Genomic DNA, 21759 nt, shown 5'->3' on the forward strand with positions numbered 1-21759 from the left:
GAACCCCTCTAACGTCAGGAGAAAGCCATGACTCGTGTCAAGCGTGGTGTCGTCGCTCGTCGTCGTCACAAGAAGATTCTCAAGCAGGCCAAGGGTTACTACGGTGCCCGTTCGCGCGTCTTCCGCGTGGCCAAGCAGGCCGTCATCAAGGCCGGTCAGTACGCGTACCGTGACCGCCGCCAGCGCAAGCGCCAGTTCCGCGCCCTGTGGATCCAGCGCATCAATGCCGGTGCCCGTCAGCACGGCCTCTCCTACAGCCGCTTCGTCGGTGGCCTGAAGAAAGCCGGTATCGAGATCGACCGCAAGGTGCTGGCCGATCTGGCCGTCAACGAGAAGGCTGCCTTTGCCGCCATCGTCGAGAAGGCCAAGGCTGCCCAGTAAGGGACGTCGACCCTTGGCCGGCCGCGGCATGCGCCGTGTCGCCGGACCATGATCGTCGCAGGGGAAGAGCAGCCGCTCTTCCCCTGTTTTTTTGAAAGACCGCTTTCTTGAAAGACTTCGGAGCTCAACGGATGGACCACCTTCCCACTCTGGTTGCCGAGGCCCGCGACGCCATCCACGCCGCCGACAGCCTGGCCGCGCTGGACGAGCTGCGCGTCCGCTATCTCGGCAAGAAGGGCGAGATCACCGCGCTGCTCAAGGGGCTCGGCAAGCTGCCCGGCGAGGAGCGCCCGGCCGCGGGCGAGCGCATTAACCAGGCCAAGCAGGACCTTGGCAAGGAACTGGACGAGCGGCGTCAGGCGCTGGAGAAGGCGGCCCTCGAGGCGCGCCTGGCCGCCGAGCGACTCGACGTGACCCTGCCGGGGCGCGGCCAGCCCAGCGGTGGCCTGCACCCGGTGACCTTGACGCTGGAGCGCATCGAGGGGCTCTTCACCCGCATCGGCTATGACGTGGCGGTCGGTCCCGAGATCGAGGACGACTACCACAACTTCGAGGCGCTCAATATCCCCGCCCATCACCCGGCGCGGGGCATGGCCGATACCTTCTACTTCGATGCCACCCGGCTGCTGAGGACCCATACCTCGCCGGTGCAGGTGCGCACCATGAAGGAGGCCGAGCCCCCGATCCGCATCGTCTGTCCCGGACGTGTCTATCGCAGCGATTCCGACCTGACCCACACCCCCATGTTCCATCAGGTCGAGGGGCTGCTGGTCGACGAGGACGTCAGCTTCGCTGACCTCAAGGGCACCATCCAGGACTTCCTGCACGCCTTCTTCGAGCGTGATGACCTCTCGGTGCGCTTCCGGCCCTCCTACTTCCCCTTCACCGAGCCCTCGGCGGAGGTCGACATCCAGTGCGTGATGTGTGGTGGCGATGGCTGTCGGGTCTGCTCCCACAGCGGCTGGCTGGAAGTGATGGGCTGCGGGATGGTGCATCCCGAGGTGTTCCGCCACTCCGGCATCGACGCCGAGCGCTACACGGGCTTTGCCTTCGGCATGGGCGCCGAACGCTTGGCCATGCTGCGCTACGGCGTCAACGACCTGCGGCTGTTCTTCGACAACGACCTGCGCTTCCTGAGGCAGTTCGCCTGATCGACCATCGGATAAGCAGAACACAGGATACGTCATGAAATTTTCCGAACAGTGGCTGCGTGACTGGGTCTCGCCGGCGCTCTCCACCCAGGCGCTGGCCGACCAGATCACCATGGCCGGGCTTGAGGTCGATGCCGTGGAACCGGTGGCCGCCGCCTTCAACGAGGTCGTGGTGGCCGAGGTGGTCGGCAAGGCGCCGCATCCCGATGCCGACAAGCTCAACGTCTGCCAGGTCGACGACGGCAGCGGCGAGTCCATCCAGGTGGTATGCGGGGCGCCCAATGTGGCCGTGGGGCAGAAGGTGCCCTTCGCCCGGGTGGGTGCGGTGCTGCCCGGTGACTTCACGATCAAGCAGGCTCGTCTGCGCGGGGTCGAATCCCGCGGCATGATCTGCTCGGCCTCCGAGCTGGGCCTCGAGGAGGAGACCTCCGCCGGGATCCTCGTGCTGCCGGCCGGCGCGCCGGTAGGCGAGGGGTTCCGTGACTTCATGGGCCTGGACGACCACACCATCGAGGTGGACCTGACGCCGAACCGCGGGGACTGCCTGAGCCTCAAGGGGCTGGCACGCGAGGTCGGGGTGCTCAATCGGTTGGCCGTCTCGGGCCCCGAGCTGGCCCCCGTGGCCCCCACCGTTGATGAGACCTTCCCGGTGCGCGTCGAGGATATCGAGCGTTGTCCGCGCTACATCGGGCGCCTGATCAAGGGTGTCGACGTCACCGCCGAGACCCCGCTGTGGATGGTCGAACGGCTGCGCCGCAGCGGCATCCGCACCATCGACCCGGTAGTCGATGTCACCAACTACGTGATGCTCGAGCTCGGCCAGCCGCTGCATGCCTTCGACCGCGCCAACCTGCACGGCAGCGTGGTCGTGCGACTGGCACGGGAGGGCGAGCGCCTGGTGCTGCTCGACGGCCAGGAGATCGCCCTGGCGGGCGACACGCTGGTCATCGCCGACGAACGTGGCCCGCTGGCCATCGCCGGCGTCATGGGCGGCGAGCACTCCGGGGTGAGCCCCGAGACGCGAGACATCTTCCTGGAGTCGGCCTTCTTCTCGCCGCTGGCGGTCGCCGGCCAGGCGCGCACCTACGGCCTGCACACCGATGCCTCGCACCGCTTCGAGCGCGGTGTCGACCCGCGCCTGCCCCGCGAGGCCGCCGAACGGGCCACCGCCCTGCTGCTGGCAATCACCGGTGGCGAGCCGGGGCCGCTGGTGGAGGTGGCAAGCGAGGCGCACCTGCCGCACGGCCGCGAGGCGACCCTGAGGGCGTCGCGGCTGGAGCAGGCGCTGGGCAAGTCACTGCCCGGTGACGAGGTCACCGAGATCCTCGAGCGCCTCGGCCTGGAGGTCGAGGCCTCCGGCCAGGGGTGGACCGTGCAGGTGCCGAGCTGGCGCTTCGATATCGCCATCGAGGAGGACCTGATCGAGGAGGTGGCGCGCATCCATGGCTACAACCGCCTGCCGGTACGGCGTCCCCAGGTCCGCCTGGCCCTGCGCCCGGCCCACGAGGCGCACACGCCCCTGGCGCGGCTGCGTCGCCAGATGGTCGCCCGCGGCTACCAGGAGGCGGTGACCTACAGCTTCGTCGCTCCCGAGCTGCAGCAGGCGCTGCATCCCGAGGCGATATCGCCGACGCTGGCCAACCCCATCTCCAGCGACCTCTCGGTGATGCGTGCGAGCCTCTTTCCCGGGCTGGTACGGGCCCTGCAGCATAACCTCAATCGCCAGCAGGACCGGGTACGGCTGTTCGAGACGGGCCTTACCTTCCGCGGCGAGCTCGACCACCTGCACCAGACCCCGATGCTCGGGGCGCTGGTCTGCGGGTCTCGCGAGCCGGAGGGCTGGAGCGGCGGCAGGGAGCCGGTCGACTTCTTCGACCTCAAGGGCGATCTGGAGAGCCTGCTGGTCCTCGGCGAGCCCGAGGCGTGGCGCTTCGAGCCCGGCGAGCATCCGGCCCTGCATCCCGGCCAGTGCGCCCGCATCCTGCATCGCGGCGAGGAGGCCGGCTGGATCGGTACCCTGCACCCGGCCGTTCGCGCCAGGCTCGGCCTGAAGGTCGACGCGCTGCTCTTCGAGGTGCGCCTCGATGCGCTGACCCAGGGCCGGGTGCCGGCCTTCACGCCGCTGTCGCGTCATCCCGAGGTGCGTCGCGACCTGGCCTTCCTGGTGGACGAGCAGCTGCCGGTGCAGTCGCTGCTCGACACCATCCGGGCCCAGGCCGGCGAGTGGCTGGTGGAGTCTCACCTGTTCGATGTCTACCAGGGCAAGGGGGTGCCAGAGGGTCTCAAGAGCGTGGCCCTGGGCTTGACCTGGCAGCATCCATCGCGCACGCTTAATGACGAGGAAATCAATCAGTTGGTTGATGCCATCGTCGCGGAGTCACGTCAGCACCTAGGGGCGGAGTTGCGCGCATGAGGCCCGAGCGTCTCGGCGATCGGCAGGACCAGCGCCACGAGGACGACAACATGGGTGCGTTGACCAAGGCGGAACTGGCCGAACATCTGCACGCCGAGCTTGGCCTCTCCAAGCGTGAGGCCAAGTCCATGGTGGAGGCCTTCTTCGAGGAGATACGCGGCTGCCTGCGCGAGAACGAGCAGGTCAAGCTCTCGGGCTTCGGCAACTTCGACCTGCGTGACAAGCGTGAACGACCCGGTCGCAACCCCAAGACCGGCGAGGAGATCCCGATCTCCGCGCGGCGGGTGGTCACCTTCCGGCCCGGTCAGAAGCTCAAGAGCCAGGTCGAGGGATACCGCGGCGAGGCGCACTGATCGTCCGGCTGCCGGCCATGAAGAACGCCACTCCGAGGAGTGGCGTTTTTCGTGGTCGAGGCTCGGCGTGTCGTCAGACGCCGTTGCCGTTCTCCAGCATCCAGGTGATCACCACCTTGAACACATAGCCCAGCATCCCGGCACCCAGTACCACGAAGAGCATGATGGTGCCGAAGTGGCCGGCCTGGGACTTCTTCGCCAGATCCCAGATGATGAAGCACATGAAGAGGATCAGGCCACCGATCATGATCGGGGTGATCCAGGTCTCGAAGGTCTGCTGCACGATGCCTCCCAGCGTGCTGTGTGGAAACCCGACCATTGTACTCGGGTATCAGCGTCGCCGCAGGCGCCAAGGCGTGGCCCCATGCCGCACCCCATGTTAATATCCGAGTGAAATTCTCAGGTAAATCCATGACATGCCCATGCTCAAGATCTTCGTAGGTACCATGTATGGCGGGGCCCTGGACGTCGCCGAGCAGGTCAAGCCGCTGTTCGAGGAGGCCGGCTACGAGGTGGCCATCTTCGACCAGCCGACCCTCGACGACCTCATCGGCACGCCCACCGACCTGGCGCTGTTCTGCGTCTCGACCACCGGCAGCGGCGACCTGCCCGGCAATATCGTGCCCTTCGCCCGCGACCTAGAGGAGCAGAGTCCCGGCCTCGCCGGTCTTCGCTACGGCCTTATCGCCCTGGGCGACAGCTCCTACGGCGACACCTTCTGTGGTGCCGGTCGCTACCTCGATGCGCTGCTCGAGGGGCAGGGGGCCCAGCGTCTCGGTGAGCGTCTCGAGGTGGATGCCATGGAGACCTTCATGGCGGACGACGAGGCCCTGCCATGGGTCGAGCAGTGGATCGATGCCCAGCAGTTGAAGGTGGCCTGACATGGGCGCGACGCCGACAGCGGAGCGCCTCAGCCTGCTGCTGGGACTCGGGGTGCTGATGCTGGGGACCCTGCCACGCTACCTGGTCGGCGGGCACGAGACGCGTCTGTCGCTGATGCTGATGGCGCTGGCGGTGGTGGCCGTGGTGAGCGTGCTGCAGTGGCGGCTGCTCCCCGGCGAGGCGCGTTCGCGCCTTCCCGCGCTGCTGCGCCGGCTGGGGCTCTGCCTTGTCGCGGGGCTGGTCGTGATGGCGGCGTGGCATGCCCTGACCAGCGACTTCTTCGGCTGGGAGCTGCTGGTCTCCCACGGCGCCACCCTGGGGCTGCTGCTGCATGCCCTGGGGCTGTGGGTGAGAGCGCCCGGTTGAGCTCTTCGGGCAGCGCCAAGCAGCCAAGCATAACCTTCAGCAGCGTCATTTGCTGGAGGTTTTTCTTTGTTGCCATAGGGCTTCACGAGCACCATCCTGCTCGGCGCTCGGCGCTCGGCGCTCGGCGCTCGGCGCTCGGCGCTCGGCGCTCGGCGCTCGGCGCTCGGCGCTCGGCGCTCGGCGCTCGGCGCTACCCCAGCGTATAGCAGGGCACGTAGTCCCCGGCGAGCTTCATGCGGCCCTGGGCGACGAAGGAGGCCAGCAGCGCGTCGAGGCGGGCCATCAGCTCCGGCTCGGCACTCAGCCGGAAGGGGCCATGGGCCTCTATCGCGCGGATGCCCTTCTCCTTGACGTTGCCGGCAACGATGCCCGAGAAGGCGCGGCGCAGGTTGGCGGCCAGCTCGTGGACGGGCTGCTCGCGGTGGAGCGCCAGGCCGGCCATGGCCTCGTGGGTGGGCTCGAAGGTTTCCTGGAAGTCCCGGGCCACGGTTAGGCGCCAGTTGTAGTAGAAGGCGTCCTGGCGGCTGCGGCGATACTCGGTCACCGCATCGATGTTCTTGCGCATGGTGCGGGCGACCTCGACGGCGTCGTCGACGACGATGCGGTAGCGCTGGCGCACCTCCTCGCCCAGGGTGTAGACCAGGAACTCGTCGATGCGCCTGAAGTAGTCGGCAGAGTCGGCGGGACCGGTGAGGATCACCGGCAGCGCCATGTCGGCATTGTCCGGGTGCAGCAGGATCCCCAGCAGGTAGAGGATCTCCTCGGCGGTGCCCACGCCGCCGGGGAAGACGATGATCCCGTGTCCCAGTCGCACGAACGCCTCGAGGCGCTTCTCGATGTCGGGCATCACCACCAGCTCGTTGACGATGGGGTTGGGCGCCTCGGCGGCGATGATCCCGGGCTCCGAGACCCCCAGGTAGCGCCCCTGGGTGCGACGCTGCTTGGCATGGGCGACGTTGGCGCCCTTCATGGGCCCCTTCATGGCGCCAGGCCCGCAGCCGGTGCAGATGTCCAGCTCGCGAAGCCCCAGGTGGTAGCCGACGGACTTGGTGTAGTCGTACTCCTCGCGGGATATCGAGTGGCCGCCCCAGCAGACGACCAGGCTGGGGTCGCGTCCCGGCTTGAGGGTCCCGGCCTTGCGCAGGATATGGAAGACCGCGTTGGTGGTGCCCTCGGCGGTCTGCAGGTCGAAGCGATGGCGGGTCTGGATCTCGTTGTAGACGTAGACGATGTCGCGCAGCACCGCGGAGAGGTGCTCGCGGATGCCGCGGATCATCTTGCCGTCGACGAAGGCCTCCGCGGGGGCATTGGTGATCTTGAGGCGTACCCCGCGGTCCTGCTGCAGCACCTCGATGTCGAAGTCGCGATAGGTCTCGAGCAGGGCCAGGCCGTCATCGGTGGGGTTGCCGCAGTTGAGTACTGCCAGCGAGCAGCTGCGCAGCAGGTCGTGCAGGCCGCTCTTCGAGGTGTCGTGAAGGCGCTCGACCTCCTGCTGCGAGAGGATCTCGAGGCTGCCTTCAGGCGAGATGGTAGTGGAAATGGTGTCGGGCATCCTTGGCGTTCCCTGTCGTCTTGGCGGCATTGCTCGTCCCTCGATGCTACCATGTCGCGCCTCTGCGGGCATCGCTGCGGCCCTGGTGGCGAGCTGGTAGAATCCGGTCTGCCCGGCCACTGCCCGCGACGTGACGCCCCATGTTCAACGCCCGATACTTCCGCACCTTCATCACCCTGGTCGAGACCGGCAGCTTCACGCGCACCGCCCATCGCCTGGAGATGACCCAGCCCGGGGTCAGCCAGCACGTGCGCAAGCTCGAGGAGTACCTCGGCAAGCCGCTGCTGGATCGTCAGGGGCGGCGCCTCGTGCTCACCGAGAGCGGGCGGCGTGCCTACGACTACGCGCTCAAGCTGTTCGCCGAGCATGAGCAGTTCCGCCACTCCCTGGACAACGATAGCCTTGAGAGTGGCGAGTGCCGCCTCGCCTCGCCGGGCAGTGTCGGCCTGATGCTCTATCCCTTCATCCTCGGCCAGCAGCAGATGCAGCCCGGGCTCACGGTGAGCTACAGCTTCGCCTTCAACGCCGAGATCGTCGCTGACGTGCTGGGCGGGCGTCATGACCTGGGGATCATCACCGAGGCCGTGCGCCATCCCGATCTCGACTGCAAGGCCTGGCACCAGGAGCCGCTCTGCCTGGTGGTGCCGGCGGACTTCGCCGGCAACGGCCTGGCCGACCTGATGGGGATCGGCTTCATCAGCTACTCGGGCGGGGAGGACCACGCGGTTGCCTTGCTGAAGGCCAACTTTCCCGACTTCCGCTCCATGAGCCACTTCCCGCGCCAGGGCTTTACCAACGAGGTGAGCATGGTGCTGGATGCCGTGGCGCGCGGGCTCGGCTTCACGGTGGTCTCGCGGGTGGTGCTGGAGACCTCGCCCTGGCAGCGTCAGGTCAAGGAGCTCTCCCTGCCCCAGCCGGTCCACGAGACCCTGCACCTGGTCATGCGGGCCGGCGAGCAGATGCCGCGGCGCTACGTGCGGCTGCTCGAGGGCTATTGCGAGCAGCGCCGTCACGAACGCTTCGGCTTCGGCGAGGGGCCGGAGCGCCACGAGGCCTGAACGCAGCAGGCCCCGACGTGGCGGGGCCTGCTGCCGCGCGTCGGCGCACGCGGGGATGCCGCATGCCCGTCAGTCGCGTCCTCAATCACGATACTCGTCGATGCTCGGGCAGGAGCAGATCAGCTGCCGGTCGCCGAAGACGTTGTCGACGCGGTTCACTGCCGGCCAGTACTTCGCCGCCTTGACCGCCTCCGAGGGGAAGGCGCCGAGCTCGCGGGTATAGGGGCGCTCCCAGGTGTCGTCCATCAGGTCGGCCATGGTGTGCGGGGCATTGACCAGCGGATTGTCGTCCGCCGGCCAGTCGCCGCGCTGCACGGAGGCGATCTCCTCGCGGATACGGATCATGGCGTCACAGAAGCGGTCGATCTCGTAGCGCGACTCCGACTCGGTGGGCTCGATCATCAGCGTGCCGGGCACCGGGAAGGACATGGTCGGCGCATGGAACCCGTAGTCCATCAGGCGCTTGGCGATGTCCTCCTCGCTGATGCCCGACTCGGCCTTGAGCGGCCGGATGTCGATGATGCACTCGTGGGCCACGGTGCCGTTGCGGCCCTTGTAGAGCACCGGGTAGTGGCCCTCGAGCCGCGCCGCCACATAGTTGGCGTTGAGGATCGCCAGCTCGGTGGCCTCGCGCAGCCCGCGGGCTCCCATCATCTTGATGTAGGCCCAGGATATCGGCAGGATCGAGGCCGAGCCGAAGGGCGCCGCCGAGACCGCGCCGCAGCTCGCCTCGACGCCCTCCAGCGGCGTTACCACGTGGTTGGAGACGAAGGGCGCCAGGTGGGCCTTGACCCCGATCGGGCCCATGCCCGGGCCGCCGCCGCCGTGGGGAATGCAGAAGGTCTTGTGCAGGTTGAGGTGGCTGACGTCGCCGCCGAAGTCGCCGGGGCGGGTCAGGCCCACCTGGGCATTCATGTTGGCGCCATCGATGTACACCTGGCCGCCGTGCCCATGCACGATGTCGCACACCTCACGCACGCTCTCCTCGAAGACCCCGTGGGTGGAGGGGTAGGTGATCATGATCGCCGAGAGGGCGTCACGGTGCCGCTCGGCCTTGGCGCGCAGGTCGTCGATGTCGATGTTGCCGTCGCTGTCGCACTCCACCACCACCACCTTCATCCGCGCCATGGCGGCGGAGGCCGGGTTGGTGCCGTGGGCGGAGCTCGGGATCAGGCAGACGTCGCGGTGGCCCTCGCCCTCGGCGGCCTGGTAGCGGCGGATCGCCACCAGACCGGCGTACTCGCCCTGGGCGCCGGAGTTGGGCTGCATGGAGATATGGTCGTAGCCGGTGACCTCCACCAGGAAGGCGGCCAGCTCGTCGATCATCTGCCGGTAGCCGGCCACCTGGTCGCGGGGCGCGAAGGGGTGGATGCGCGCGAACTCCGGCCAGGTGATGGGCATCATCTCGCTGGTGGCATTGAGCTTCATGGTGCAGGAGCCCAGCGGAATCATCGCATGGGCCAGCGACAGGTCCTTGTTCTCCAGGCGCTTGAGGTAGCGCAGCATCTCCGTCTCGCTGTGGTAGCGGCGGAAGGTCGGGTGAGTCAGGAAGTCCGTCTCGCGCCGGCAGGCCGCCGGGATGCCGCTGGTGCCGGCTGTGACCACGCGGTCGTCGAGCTCGCGCACCGAGAGGCCGTGCTCCTCGCCGAGCAGCACGTCGAACAGCACGTCCAGGTCATGGGCGGTGGTGGTCTCGTCGAGGCTCAGGCCCACGTCGCCGCCCGCGAAGTAGCGCAGGTTGAGGTCGTGGGTCATGGCCCGGCCGTGGAGCTTGCCGGCATCCACGCCGGTCAGGCGCAGGGTGTCGAACCAGCTGTCGTGGACCAGGGCGACGCCCTTGGCCTTGAGCCCCTCGGCGAGGATCGTGGTCAGGCGATGGATGCGCGAGGCGATGGTGCGAAGCCCCTCGGCGCCGTGGTAGACGGCGTAGAAGCCGGCGATGTTGGCCAGCAGCGCCTGGGCGGTGCAGATGTTGGAGGTGGCCTTCTCGCGGCGGATGTGCTGCTCGCGGGTCTGCATGGCCATGCGCAGCGCGGTGTTGCCGCGGCTGTCCCGGGAGACGCCGATGATGCGGCCCGGGATCGAGCGCTTGAGCTTGTCCGTGGTGGCGAAGAAGGCGGCATGCGGGCCGCCATAGCCCATGGGCACGCCGAAGCGCTGCGAGGAGCCCACCACCATGTCGGCGCCGAGCGCCCCCGGCTCCTTGAGCAGCACCAGGCCCATGATATCGGCCACCACGCAGGTCATCACGCCGCGCTCGTGGGCCGCCTTGATCAGCGGCGCCAGATCGCGGACTCGGCCACTGTCGCCCGGATACTGCAGCAGGGCACCGAAGACCTCATGCTCGGCGAGCTCCTCGGCCGGCGCCACCACCAGCTCGAAGCCGAACCAGGCGGCGCGGGTGCGCACCACGTCGAGGGTCTGCGGGAAGACGTCCTCGGCGACGAAGAAGGTATCGCTTTTCGCCTTCTTGTTGGCGCGCCGGCAAAGCGCCATGGCCTCGGCGGCGGCCGTCGCCTCGTCGAGCAGCGAGGCGTTGGCCAGCTCCATGCCGGTGAGGTCCATGACCATCTGCTGGAAGTTGAGCAGGCCCTCCAGGCGGCCCTGGGAGATCTCCGGCTGGTAGGGCGTGTAGGCGGTGTACCAGCCCGGGTTCTCCAGCACGTTGCGCTGGATCACCGTCGGCAGGTGGGTGTCGTAGTAGCCCTGCCCGATGTAGCTCTTGACGACCCGGTTCTGGCGGGCCAGGCGCCGCAGGTAGTCCAGGGCCTCGGCCTCGCTCTTCGGCGGGTCGAGGTCCAGCTCACGCCCCAGGCGGATGCCGGCGGGCACGGTGGCCTCGATCAGCGAGGGCAGGCTCTCCATGCCGAGGGGGGTGAGCATGCCGTCCACATCGGCGCCGGCCGGTCCGTTGTGGCGCTGGAGGAAGGCATCGTGAGCGGCCAGATCGGCCAGACGGCGGTTGTCGAAAGCCATGGATCACCCTGTGTGCGTGACGGGGCCTCGCCCCGGGAATCGTCGAAATGGGCCGGCCCCGTCATGAACGAGGCCGGGCGTGGCGCCCCATGGCATCAGTGGCCGACATGAACTTACCGGCCCGACGGGGCGCCGGAGTGAGGATCACTCCTCGGCGGCGGCCACTGCCTGGTAGGCGTCGGCATCGAGCAGGTCATCGAGGACACTGGCGTCCTCGAGGCGAACCTTCATGATCCAGCCATCCTCGTAGGGCGACTCGTTGACGGTCTCGGGGCCATCCTCGAGGGCCTCGTTGACCTCGAGGATCTCGCCGGCCACCGGCGCGTAGAGGTCTGAGGCGGCCTTGACTGACTCGATGACGCCGAACTCGTCGCCCACGGCCAGGGTGCGGCCCACCTCGGGAAGTTCGACGAAGACCACGTCGCCCAGCGCTTCCTGGGCATGGTCGGTGATGCCGATGGTCACGGTGCCGTCGCCATTGTCGAGGACCCATTCATGGCTTTCGGCATAGCGCAGGTTGGCGGGGATAGAGCTCATCGTGATTTCCTATACGAAAAAGGTTTTCGGATCCGCGAATGCTAACGCCATTGTCGGCATTTGGCGAGTCCTCCCGGTGGGTCGGTTCGGCAGCTGGCGCTCCTCGACCCGTTCACAGGGTGGTCCGCCGGGCCCTGTTCGTCCAGTGCCACTCCTGGCGAGAGGCCCGCTGCCAGCGGGGTGACGGGGTGCTGGCGAGCCGCACGGGGCGTCGTGGGCGGGATCCGGGCCGCGGGAGGCGGCCGGATGCTGCCAGGCGCCATCCCCTTGCTCCCTGGCGTTGCCGACAGTAGGCTTGCCGCGTTTCCGATCGGAAACAGGTGGCGTCATCGTGACCGATGCCGCTGAGGTGGCTCTCCCGGCTCATCGGGCTGGTGCATCAGTGGCAGGATCCGCTATCGTGAAGGCGTTCGTCCTACCGATCTTTCGTCGAAGCCTGGCCCGTCCATGCCATTTCGTCTTTCCGTCGGTCAGGCGTCCCGGTGAATGGCGGGTCACAACAACAAGCGTCAATCTAGGGAGACTCTCGTGGAAGCATTAATGACATTCTTGAGCTCGGTGGAGGGCATCGTATGGGGTGTTCCCATGCTGATCCTTCTGTTGGGAGTCGGTATCTACTTGCAGGCCGGTCTGAAGCTGATGCCAATCCGCAAGCTGGGCACCGGCTTCAAGCTGATGTGGCAGGGGCGTGACCGCAAGCCGTTACCGGGCGAGAAAAAGAAGACCAAGGAAGAAGAGGGTGAGATCTCGCCCTTCAATGCACTGATGACGGCGCTTTCCGCCACCATCGGCACCGGCAATATTGCCGGCGTGGCGACCGCCATCTTCCTGGGTGGCCCGGGGGCGGTGTTCTGGATGTGGATCACGGCGCTGGTGGGCATGGCGACGAAATTCGCCGAGGCGGTGCTGGCGGTGCGCTACCGCGAGACCGACAGCACCGGCTACCACGTCGGCGGGCCGATGTTCTACATCAAGAATGGCCTGGGCAGGAAATGGCTTTGGTTGGGCGGCGCCTTCGCCTTCTTCGGCGCGGTGGCGGCCTTCGGCATCGGCAACACCGTGCAGTCCAATTCGGTGGCTGAGGGACTGAGTGAGTCGCTGGGAATGCCTCACTGGCTAACGGGCTTGATCCTGATGGTACTGGCCGGGGCTGTCATCCTCGGCGGTATCAAACGTATCGCTAAGGTCGCGGGCAAGCTGGTGCCGATCATGGGGATCGCCTATGTGCTGGCCGGCCTGATCGTGCTGATTCTTAACGCAGGCCAGATCGGCGAGGCGTTTAGCATGATCTTCTACCATGCCTTCAATCCCATCGCGGCGGCAGGGGGGTTCGCCGGTGCCGGGGTGGCCATGGCAATCCAGTTCGGTGTGGCGCGCGGTATCTTCTCCAACGAGGCCGGCCTTGGCAGCGCGCCCATCGCCCACGCCGCGGCGCAGACCAAGAATCCGGTCCGCCAGGGCCTGATCGCCATGCTGGGCACCTTCATCGATACCATTATCGTCTGCTCCATCACCGCCTTGGTGATTCTCACCAGTGTCGAGTGGAGCGGAGGCGAGACCGGTGCGCGTTTGACCGCGGTTTCCTTCGACCTGGCACTGCCGGGTGTCGGCGAGTATGTGGTGACCTTTGCCTTGGCGGTCTTCGCCTTTACCACGATTCTGGGCTGGTCCTTCTACGGCGAGAAATGCTTCCAGTTCCTGTTCGGTACCCGCTCGATCATGCTCTACCGGGTGCTGTTCATTATCGCGATCCCGCTCGGGGCCATGGCGAACCTGGATCTTGTCTGGGTGCTGGCAAGCGTGTTCAATGCCATGATGGCCATTCCCAACCTGATCGCCCTGGCGCTGCTGTCGCCGGTGGTCTTCAAGCTGGCCCGTGACTACTTCGACGGCAAGGAGATACTGCCGGGCGAGGAGCTGGACCACGATAAATCCTGAGGGTGTGTCACGCCGGAGAGGTGTCCCGAGGGACACCTCTCTTGCGTTGGCCCCCACGCCATGAGTGATGACGACATGAGTGAACTCAAGCATATCCCCTTGCACGCCCTGCACGTGGAGCTGGGGGGCAAGATGGTGCCCTTCGCCGGCTACGACATGCCGGTACAGTACCCGCTGGGGGTCAAGCGCGAGCACGAGCACACCCGCCGTGCCTGCGGGCTCTTCGATGTCTCCCACATGGGGCAGATCCTGCTGCGCGGCCCTGCGCCCGCCGAGGCGCTGGAGACCCTGGTGCCGGCGGACATCGTCGGGCTGGCCGAGGGCATGCAGCGCTATGCGCTGTTCACCGCCGAGGAGGGCGGCATCCTTGACGACCTGATGGTGGTCAACGCCGGCGACCATCTCTACCTGGTGGTCAATGCCGCCTGTCGGGAACAGGATATCGCCCACCTGCGCCGCGGCCTGCCCGACCACGAGGTGGAGGAGGTCGACCGCGGCCTGCTGGCGTTGCAGGGGCCGGCGGCGGCCGAGGTGATGCAGCGCCTGTGCCCCGAGGCCTGCGAGATGGTCTTCATGCAGCATGGCCACTTCACCATCGAGGGCATCGAGGTGTGGGCCAGCCGCAGCGGCTACACCGGCGAGGACGGCTTCGAGATCTCGGTGGCCGCCGAGGACACCGAGGCCCTGGCGCGCCGGCTGCTGGCGGAGGAGGAGGTCGAAGCGATCGGGCTGGGGGCCCGGGACTCGCTGCGTCTCGAGGCGGGCCTGTGCCTCTATGGCCACGATATCGATACCTCGACGACCCCGGTGGAAGCGGGGCTGATCTGGGCCATCGGCAAGCCGCGGCGCCGCGGCGGCGAGCGCGCCGGCGGCTTCCCCGGCGCCGACCTGATCCTGCACCAGGTGGCGGAGAAGGACCATCGCCGCAAGCGGGTGGGCCTGCTTGGCGAGGGCCGCGCCCCGGTCCGCGAGGGGGCCGAGCTCTATGATGCCGAGGACAACCTGCTGGGCCAGGTGACCTCGGGGGGCTTCGGTCCCAGCGTCGGCCGGCCGGTGGCGATGGGCTACGTGGCCATCGAGGCCAGCGAGGTCGGCACCACGGTGTATGCCGAGGTGCGCGGCAAGCGCCTGCCGATGACGGTGAGCAAGATGCCCTTCGTCACGCCCGGCTACCACCGGGGGTAATGCCGGCTCGTCTTCTTATACCGTTATCTACCTCAAGACCCATCAGCGGCCATCCCGATCCGGGGTGGCCGTTCCGTGTGATGGACCGCAATCGGGGGCTGCCGCGTGTCAGGCAGGCGACGACGCCGGGTACACCAGGCGGAACGTCAGGCTGATGCGCAGCCCGGACAGGCGTCGTGGCAACAGGGCATGCTGCAGGCTGTCCTGCACGCCGGAGCCCATGATCAGCAGACTGTCATGAGGTAGCCAGACGTTGAACGCCTCGCGCGAGCGGTCCTTCCAGCGGAAGCGCAACGGTCGCTCGACCCCCAGGCTCAGCGCGGCGATCAGCGGGTCGGGGCCGAGTTCGGATTCGTCGTCGCTATGCCAGCCCATCCGCTCCTCGCCGCCGGCATAGCGGTTGAGCAGCACGCTGTTGAAGCGGGCCGGGGTGCCGGCCTCTGCCAGGGCGCTGATCACTCGGTCCCGCAGCGCCGCCACCGCAGGATGCCAGGGCTCGGGCAGGAAGTCCCGCCCCGAGTAGCGGTAGCGAGCGTCGGGGTCGCCCATCCAGAGCTGGCGGCGCGGGATCGGGTGCTCGCGTCCGTAGAGGCGCAATGTCGGGCGTTGCCACGCCAGCCCCCGATCGAGCTGGGTCAGCAGCCGGCTCGCTTCGGGCTCACCGAGCAGGCCGGTGAGTAGGGTCAGGGAAGGCGAGTCGAGCAGGGGCTCGCCCGGCAGGTCACGAGACGAAGACATTTCGTCAGGATGCCATCGCCACCGGGTGGCGGCCAGCCTCAGCCAGCCAGCTGCAGGCTGGCCAGGGCAAAACCCATCCCCAGCAGGGCGCCGGCGGCCACGTCACTGATGTAGTGCAGCCCCAGGCCCACCCGCGACACGGCGATCAGCAGGGCGACGGGGACCAGCCCCGGCAGCAGCCAGGGGCTATGGGCGGCGGTCAGCACACAGAACAGCACCGCATGCATGGTATGGCCGCTGGGAAAGCTGTAGCGGTCCCGGGCGGGCTCACTGCAGCGAATGATGCCGCGGAAGGTGATGAAGGGGCGCTCGCGACACAGGCGGGTCTTGAGCAGCCGGTAGATGCCGATGGCCACCAGGGCCGTGACGGTGTACTGGGCCATCCGCTGGCCGCTGCCGGGGGCGTGGAGCAGCGGCTGGGCGAGGATCAGTGCGACCCACAGCGGCCAGTCCCCCAGCCTGCTGGAAAGCCGCAGCAGGGCCAGCCAGGGCGGGTGGACGTTGAAGCCGGCCAGGCGCCGGCAGAGCTGCCACTCGATGAGGTCGAGGCGTTCAAACACGGCAGGTGGATGCGGCTTCATCGTGGCTCTCCCGGGGTTGGGCCAGGGCAGCGAGGAAGGTATCGGCAATCGTCGACCAGCGGTATGCCAAGGCGCGCTCCCTGGCGGCCCGACCCAGACGGGCATAGCGGGCCGGCTCTTGGCAGAGGGTCGCGGCGGCCTCCCGGAAGCCGGCCTCGTCGCCCACCGCCAGGCTGACGCCGGTGAGGTCGTCCTCGATCAGCTCGGCGCCGGCTGCATGGCGGAAGGCCACCACGGCCAGGCCACTGGCCATGGCCTCGAGCACCACGTTGCCCCAGGTCTCTGAGACGGAGGGGAAGACGAAGAGATCGGCACTGGCGTAGTGACGCACCAGGCTTTCCCGGTCGACGAAACCGGCGAAGTGGGCCTGGGGCAGGGCACGCTGCAGTGCGGCCCGCCCCGGGCCGTCGCCGACCACCACCAGGGTGATATCCGGGCGGGCGGCGAGCATCGCCGTGAAGGTGTCGCGCAGCAGGTCGAGGTTCTTCTCGGCGGCGAGGCGTCCGACATAGAGCGCTACCGGGCGATGGGCATCGCTGCCCCAGGCGGCGCGCAGGGTCGGGTCACGATGGACCGGCGAGAAGCGTTCGCCGTCGATGCCGCGCGCCATGACCCGCACGCTGGTGAAGCCGCGGCCGGCAAGCGCCTCGGCCTGGGCCCGGGTCGGCACCAGGGTGGCGACCGTGCGGTTGTGGAAGTGGCGCAGGCGTCGCAGCACCAGCGGCGCCAGCCAGGGCAGGCCATAGTCGCGGCAGTAGTGGTCGAAGTTGGTGTGCCAGCCGCTGACCACCGGGATGCTCAGCCGCTCTGCAGCGCGCAGGGCCGACCAGCCCAGTGGCCCCTGGGTGGCGAGGTAGACGGCCGTCGGGCGCTGCTGGCGCCACAGGCGCTGGATGGCCGCCGTGGCCGGCAGGCCGATGCGCACCTGGCGATAGCCGGGCAGGCCCAGCCCGCGCACCCGAAGCTCCGTCTCCATCCCCTCGACACGCGGCGCGGCGCCGTTTGCCGGCCGGGGACGGATCAGCTGAAGAGCCACGCCGCGTCGACGCAGCTCCGTGCTGAGCTGGTCGAGGGTATGGGCGACGCCGTTGATCTCGGGGGACCAGGTTTCACTGACCAGGCAGATGCGCATGGGGCTCCTCGTGCGGTGGCAGGCCCACAGGGGGCTGACACCGCACGAGGATGCCGGGTGGCCATGACAGCGGCGCGTCACGGCGATGAAGAAGACATGACGGCGGAACGGCCATCCGTCGCCAGGCAGCGTGCCTCCGTCAGCGCAGCACCCGGGCAGGATCGATGGGCTTGCCGCCATGGCGCATGTCGAATAGCAGCCGCGGATGGCCATCCTGCTGGCCGACCTCGCACACCGGCACCCCGCGGGTTACCGCGTCGCCGCTGGCCACCAGCGGTCTTGCGCAGAGGGCATAGACGCTCTGCAGGTTGTCGGCATGGTGGACGATCACCACCTGGCCGAGCTGTCGCATGCTGTCCGCGAAGCGCACCTCGCCATCGGCTACCGCGCGGGCCCGGCTTCCTCGCCCGGTGGCCAGCAGCATGGGCTGCAGGGTGCCGCGCCCGTCGGCACCGAAGGCACGCTCGACCCGGTACTCCTCCAGCGGCCAGGGCCAGCCCCGTGCGGAGGGGGGCAGGTTCCCGGGGTCCGGCAGGCGCTTTCCCGCCGGCGGGTTGGATGGGCGATTGCTGGCCGTATCGCGCTTTCCAGTGCCGCCTTCCCGGGTGCCCGTGGAGGCGGCCTGCCGGCCCCCCAGCGGCACCTGCAGCAGCTGGCCGACCTTGAGGCTGGTGGGCGTAATGCCGGGGTTTGCCGCCTGGATCCGGTCAGCGCGACCGCCGAAGCGCCGGGCAATGGCGCTGTAGGTGTCTCCCGGGCGTACCCGGTAGCGGTAGGGGCCGCCGGAGGGGGCCCGCTCGTCACGTCCGGGGACCAGCAGGCGCTGGCCCACCGCCAGGTGCCGGGCATCGACGCCGGGGTTGAAGCGCTCCAGGCGCACCAGGGGCACCTCGGCGCGGCGGGCGATTTCGCCCAGGGTGTCGCCGCGCTGGATGGTGATCCACTCGCCGGCGATCTCCTCGCCCGTTCGGCCCTCGCCACCGCGTCCGGCACAGCCGGCCAGCAGCAGTGCCAGGCTGACCAGCAACAGGCTCAGGGCGATGCGTCGAGACGGCGATCCTTGTCCTGCCACAGGGCGTTGAGCCATGACTGGAAGCGTTCCTTGTAGTCCGTGTCGTCGTGATAGTCGCCCTCGAGCATCCAGGCTGGCACCGCCAGGCGCCGGGCCTCCAGCCGCACCCGTCCCTCGCGGCCGCAGAGGAAGCCCCAGAAGCTGGGGTCGGGATTCTCGTAGTGCAGGGTGACATCCAGGATGCCGCCGAGGCGGTCGCCGAGCAGGCCCACCACCTGGGCGATGCCGCCGGCGCGGGGCCTCAGCAGGTGGCGATAGGGGGCGTCCTGGGCGGCCTGCTTGGCGGGGGTGAAGCGGGTGCCCTCGACGAAGTTGTAGATGGCGATGGGGCGCTCCCGGGCGTGGCGGCACATGCGCTCGGTGGCCTCGCGGTCGCGGCGCGCCAGTTGGGGGTTGCGCTCCCGCTGTTCACGGGTCAGGCGGCGCAGCATGGGGAACTCCATGGCCCAGAAGGCCAGGCCGACGATGGGGATCCAGATCAGTTGACGCTTGACGAAGAAGTGGGGCATCGGAATGCGCCGGTGCAGGGCGAAGAACAGCAGGAAGATATCGGTCCAGCTGCGATGGTTCGAGAGCACCAGCCACCACTGGTCACGGGAGAGCTCCTCGGGCAGCGTCATCTCGAGCCGCGGCCTCAGCCAGCGGCGCATCCACCAGAGGTTGCTGCCCACCCAGTTGAGGGCGACCCCGTTGAGGGCCGTCAGCACCCGCCGACGCAGCCGGCGCCCCGGAGTCACCAGCTTGACCAGGGTAAGCAGGATCAGCGGGACCCCCCAGGCGAGGGTGGTGAGAGTCAGCAGCAGGATGCTGACGAGCCCCCTGAGGGTCGGCATGCCTGTCTCCTTGGCCGGATTCACGAGCGGCCCATGCTAATGGATCGGCCGCGGGCTGCCCAGCGGTCGAGGTCAACGTGTCGCGGCGAGACCGGGGGTGCGTATGGTCTCGGCAAGTACCTTCTTGAGCGCTCGGGCCGCCACCGACAGCTCGTGGGTGTTCCATGTCAGCACGCCGACATCGCGCTCGATCACCGGGTCATCGAGGGGCACGCAGACGGCGCCGAGCTCCTGCATCTGGGCAATGCACAGCGACGGGACCGCGCTGACGCCCAGGCCACTGGCGACCATGCGCCCCACGGTAGCCAGCTGGTGGCACTCGAAGGCGGCGGGCAGGGTCAGGCCGCGACTCTCCAGTGCCTGTTCGAGCAGCCGGCGCACCATGGAGGGGCGCTGCAGGGCGATGAAGTCGCGGGTCATCAGCGTCGGCCAGCCGAGCCGCGCTCGCTCGGCGAGGCGCGAGTCGGCCGGCACCACGGCAACGAAGCGGTCGCGGAACAGGGGGGTGAAGGAGAGGCTGCCGGTGGCCTCCGGTTCGAACACCAGCCCCAGCTCGACCCGACGGGCGCGCACCATCTCGATTACCTGCTCGTTGATCACGTCATGTACCGTGACATTGACCCGCGGATGGCGCTGGCGGAAGACCCGCAGGGCGGGGGGCAGCAGGTTGCTGGCAAAGGAAGGCATGGTGGCCACCGCCAGGCGGCCGAGCTGCAGGGTGAAACGCTGGCGCAGCAGCTCCTCGGTGTTGTCCCACTCGGCGATCAGGCGCTTGGCCAGGGGCACCAGCGATTCGCCCTCCGGGGTGAGCCGTACGCTGCGGGTGCTGCGGATCAGCAGGCGACCGCCCAGGCTCTCCTCGAGTCCCTTGATCGCCAGGCTGAGGGCCGGCTGGGAGATGTGAAGGTGCTCGCAGGCCTGGGTGAAACTCAGGGTCCGGGCCACGGCGAGGAAGGCGCGCAGTTGCTTGACGGTCATGGCATGCTACCAAGGTCAAATTTATCAGCGAAACGGATCAATCGATAAATAAAACAAACTTAACAAATATATTGGCAGCGGCAACACTGGCCTGACATTCTGCCCACTCACTCCATAACTCACTCCATAACTCACTCCACAATTCACTCCACAATTCACTCCACAACAACGCGAGGCGCCACTATGGCTGGATTCGACAAGCGTGTGTACTCCTACGAAGAGGCAATGGACGGCATCGAGAGCGGCATGACCGTGATCGCTGGCGGCTTCGGCCTCTGCGGCATTCCCGAGAACCTGATCGCCGAGATCAAGCGACGCGGGGTCAAGGACCTGACGGTGTGGTCCAACAACTGCGGCGTCGATGGCTTCGGTCTAGGGGTGCTACTGGAGGACAAGCAGATCCGCCGCATCCATGCCTCCTACGTCGGCGAGAACGCGCTCTTCGAGAAGCAGATGCTCAACGACGAGATCGAGGTGGTCCTCACCCCCCAGGGCACCCTGGCGGAGAAGATGCGTGCCGGCGGGGCCGGTATCCCGGCTTTCTACACCGCCACCGGCTATGGCACGCCGATCGGCGAAGGCAAGGAGGTGCGCGAGTTCAATGGTCGCCACTATATCCTCGAGGAGTCGGTGGTGGGGGATTTCGCCATCGTCAAGGGCTGGAAGGCCGATCGCTACGGCAACGTCGTCTATCGCGACACCGCCCAGAACTTCAACCCGATGGCGGCCACCGCGGGCAAGATCACCGTGGTCGAGGTCGAGGAGATCGTCGAACCGGGCGAGCTCAAGCCCGACCAGATCCACACCCCGGGGATCTACGTCGACCGCATCATCCAGGGCACCTTCGAGAAGCGCATCGAGAAGCGCACCGTGCGCGAGGGGTGAACGCGCTTTGGGTCCGTGATGACCGGTAACCACCCGCCGGCGCTTCCTGCAACCGCTTCTCCACCGACCACAAGAGGCAACAAGATGGCACTCACTCGCGAACAGATGGCAATGCGCGTGGCGCGCGAACTCGAAGATGGCTTCTACGTCAACCTGGGCATCGGCATCCCCACGCTGGTGGCCAACTACATCCCCGACGGCATCGATGTGATGCTGCAGTCCGAGAACGGCCTGTTGGGCATGGGGCGCTATCCCTCCGAGGAGGAGGTCGACCCGGACATGATCAACGCCGGCAAGGAGACGGTCACGGCGCGTCCGGGGGCGGCGATCTTCTCCTCGGCCGAGTCCTTCGCCATGATCCGCGGCGGCCACGTGGACCTGACCGTGCTGGGGGCCTTCGAGGTCGACCAGAACGGCAACATCGCCTCCTGGATGATCCCCGGCAAGCTGATCAAGGGCATGGGCGGCGCCATGGACCTGGTGGCCGGCGCCGAGAACATCATCTGTACCATGACCCATGCCTCCAAGCACGGCGAGTCCAAGCTGCTCGAGTCCTGCAACCTGCCGCTGACCGGCGCGGGCTGCATCAACCGGGTGCTGACCGACCTCGCCTACCTGGAGATCAAGGATGGCGCCTTCCACCTCAAGGAGCGCGCCCCGGGCGTCTCCGTGGAGGAGATCAAGTCGCTGACCGCGGGTAAGCTCGTGGTACCCGACCACGTCCCGGAGATGACCTTCGAGGCCTGAT

The 21759-nt window shown here is 67.8% G+C and carries 21 protein-coding genes; 11 read left to right on the forward strand and 10 right to left on the reverse strand.

All coding sequences use genetic code 11. The features are described 5' to 3' along the window. Positions 1 to 27 precede the first annotated feature (27 nt). The 4 genes from rplT (at position 28) to ihfA (ending at position 4298) form a co-directional block, all read left to right on the forward strand. Positions 28 to 381, forward strand: a complete 354-nt coding sequence (gene rplT / locus M8009_RS01670) for a 50S ribosomal protein L20 (protein WP_013332273.1) — start codon at positions 28 to 30, stop codon at positions 379 to 381. 131 nt (positions 382 to 512) lie between these two features. Then, positions 513 to 1532: a phenylalanine--tRNA ligase subunit alpha gene (gene pheS, locus M8009_RS01675; protein WP_250059030.1), complete on the forward strand. Its 1020-nt coding sequence runs from the start codon at positions 513 to 515 to the stop codon at positions 1530 to 1532. Positions 1533 to 1566: 34 nt separating this feature from the next. Then, positions 1567 to 3945: a phenylalanine--tRNA ligase subunit beta gene (gene pheT / locus M8009_RS01680; protein ID WP_250059031.1), complete on the forward strand. Its 2379-nt coding sequence runs from the start codon at positions 1567 to 1569 to the stop codon at positions 3943 to 3945. Between the two features lie 50 nt (positions 3946 to 3995). Then, positions 3996 to 4298, forward strand: coding sequence for an integration host factor subunit alpha (gene ihfA / locus M8009_RS01685; RefSeq protein WP_106230963.1), 303 nt, complete (start codon positions 3996 to 3998; stop codon positions 4296 to 4298). 73 nt (positions 4299 to 4371) lie between these two features. On the opposite strand, the gene M8009_RS01690 is transcribed toward ihfA, so the two are convergent. After that, positions 4372 to 4581 (reverse strand): DUF2788 domain-containing protein, encoded by a 210-nt coding sequence (locus M8009_RS01690; RefSeq protein ID WP_250059032.1) that lies wholly within the window; start codon positions 4579 to 4581, stop codon positions 4372 to 4374. A 133-nt stretch (positions 4582 to 4714) separates the two neighbouring features. Here M8009_RS01690 and M8009_RS01695 point away from each other — a divergent pair, with 133 nt between their 5' ends. Beyond that, positions 4715 to 5179 (forward strand): flavodoxin, encoded by a 465-nt coding sequence (locus M8009_RS01695; RefSeq protein ID WP_250059033.1) that lies wholly within the window; start codon positions 4715 to 4717, stop codon positions 5177 to 5179. Position 5180: 1 nt separating this feature from the next. Next, positions 5181 to 5546, forward strand: a complete 366-nt coding sequence (locus tag M8009_RS01700; RefSeq protein ID WP_250059034.1) for a hypothetical protein — start codon at positions 5181 to 5183, stop codon at positions 5544 to 5546. Positions 5547 to 5736: 190 nt separating this feature from the next. Here M8009_RS01700 and ppnN read toward each other — a convergent pair whose 3' ends face one another. Continuing rightward, a complete protein-coding gene (ppnN, locus tag M8009_RS01705) occupies positions 5737 to 7098 on the reverse strand; it encodes a nucleotide 5'-monophosphate nucleosidase PpnN (protein ID WP_284047676.1) in 1362 nt (453 codons plus the stop codon). A 140-nt stretch (positions 7099 to 7238) separates the two neighbouring features. Here ppnN and M8009_RS01710 point away from each other — a divergent pair, with 140 nt between their 5' ends. Next, positions 7239 to 8156 (forward strand): LysR family transcriptional regulator, encoded by a 918-nt coding sequence (locus M8009_RS01710; RefSeq protein WP_250059035.1) that lies wholly within the window; start codon positions 7239 to 7241, stop codon positions 8154 to 8156. 81 nt (positions 8157 to 8237) lie between these two features. On the opposite strand, the gene gcvP is transcribed toward M8009_RS01710, so the two are convergent. Together gcvP and gcvH are read right to left on the reverse strand one after the other, a co-directional pair. After that, a complete protein-coding gene (gene gcvP / locus M8009_RS01715; protein ID WP_250059036.1) occupies positions 8238 to 11132 on the reverse strand; it encodes an aminomethyl-transferring glycine dehydrogenase in 2895 nt (964 codons plus the stop codon). Between the two features lie 144 nt (positions 11133 to 11276). Then, positions 11277 to 11669 (reverse strand): glycine cleavage system protein GcvH, encoded by a 393-nt coding sequence (gene gcvH, locus M8009_RS01720; RefSeq protein ID WP_250059037.1) that lies wholly within the window; start codon positions 11667 to 11669, stop codon positions 11277 to 11279. A gap of 540 nt (positions 11670 to 12209) precedes the next feature. Here gcvH and M8009_RS01725 point away from each other — a divergent pair. Then, complete coding sequence (locus M8009_RS01725) at positions 12210 to 13607, forward strand: alanine/glycine:cation symporter family protein (protein ID WP_284047696.1); 1398 nt, start codon at positions 12210 to 12212, stop codon at positions 13605 to 13607. A 75-nt stretch (positions 13608 to 13682) separates the two neighbouring features. Beyond that, a complete protein-coding gene (gene gcvT / locus M8009_RS01730; protein ID WP_250059038.1) occupies positions 13683 to 14792 on the forward strand; it encodes a glycine cleavage system aminomethyltransferase GcvT in 1110 nt (369 codons plus the stop codon). 108 nt (positions 14793 to 14900) lie between these two features. On the opposite strand, the gene M8009_RS01735 is transcribed toward gcvT, so the two are convergent. From M8009_RS01735 to M8009_RS01760, 6 genes are all read right to left on the reverse strand, one after another. Further along, positions 14901 to 15530, reverse strand: a complete 630-nt coding sequence (locus tag M8009_RS01735) for an alpha-ketoglutarate-dependent dioxygenase AlkB family protein (RefSeq protein ID WP_250059039.1) — start codon at positions 15528 to 15530, stop codon at positions 14901 to 14903. A gap of 38 nt (positions 15531 to 15568) precedes the next feature. Next, positions 15569 to 16111 (reverse strand): phosphatase PAP2 family protein, encoded by a 543-nt coding sequence (locus M8009_RS01740; protein WP_250059040.1) that lies wholly within the window; start codon positions 16109 to 16111, stop codon positions 15569 to 15571. Continuing rightward, a complete protein-coding gene (locus M8009_RS01745; RefSeq protein WP_250059041.1) occupies positions 16083 to 17243 on the reverse strand; it encodes a glycosyltransferase family 4 protein in 1161 nt (386 codons plus the stop codon). The genes M8009_RS01740 and M8009_RS01745 overlap by 29 nt, the downstream gene beginning before the upstream one ends. 139 nt (positions 17244 to 17382) lie before the next feature. Beyond that, positions 17383 to 18330: a M23 family metallopeptidase gene (locus M8009_RS01750; protein WP_250059042.1), complete on the reverse strand. Its 948-nt coding sequence runs from the start codon at positions 18328 to 18330 to the stop codon at positions 17383 to 17385. After that, on the reverse strand, positions 18276 to 19148 hold the full coding sequence (gene yihG, locus M8009_RS01755) for a 1-acylglycerol-3-phosphate O-acyltransferase, YihG family (protein WP_250059043.1): 873 nt from the start codon (positions 19146 to 19148) through the stop codon (positions 18276 to 18278). Before yihG ends, M8009_RS01750 begins: the two co-directional genes overlap by 55 nt. A 72-nt stretch (positions 19149 to 19220) precedes the next feature. Further along, the gene (locus M8009_RS01760) at positions 19221 to 20126 is read right to left on the reverse strand and encodes a LysR family transcriptional regulator (RefSeq protein WP_250059044.1); all 906 of its coding nucleotides are present in this window, start codon (positions 20124 to 20126) and stop codon (positions 19221 to 19223) included. 183 nt (positions 20127 to 20309) lie between these two features. Between M8009_RS01760 and M8009_RS01765 the strand changes: the two genes are divergently transcribed. Together M8009_RS01765 and M8009_RS01770 are read left to right on the forward strand one after the other, a co-directional pair. Then, complete coding sequence (locus M8009_RS01765; protein ID WP_250059045.1) at positions 20310 to 21011, forward strand: CoA transferase subunit A; 702 nt, start codon at positions 20310 to 20312, stop codon at positions 21009 to 21011. Positions 21012 to 21095: 84 nt separating this feature from the next. After that, positions 21096 to 21758: a CoA transferase subunit B gene (locus tag M8009_RS01770; protein ID WP_250059046.1), complete on the forward strand. Its 663-nt coding sequence runs from the start codon at positions 21096 to 21098 to the stop codon at positions 21756 to 21758. The last annotated feature ends 1 nt before the right edge of the window (position 21759 follow it).

Source organism: Halomonas gemina, assembly GCF_023554995.1.
Lineage (GTDB): Bacteria > Pseudomonadota > Gammaproteobacteria > Pseudomonadales > Halomonadaceae > Halomonas > Halomonas gemina.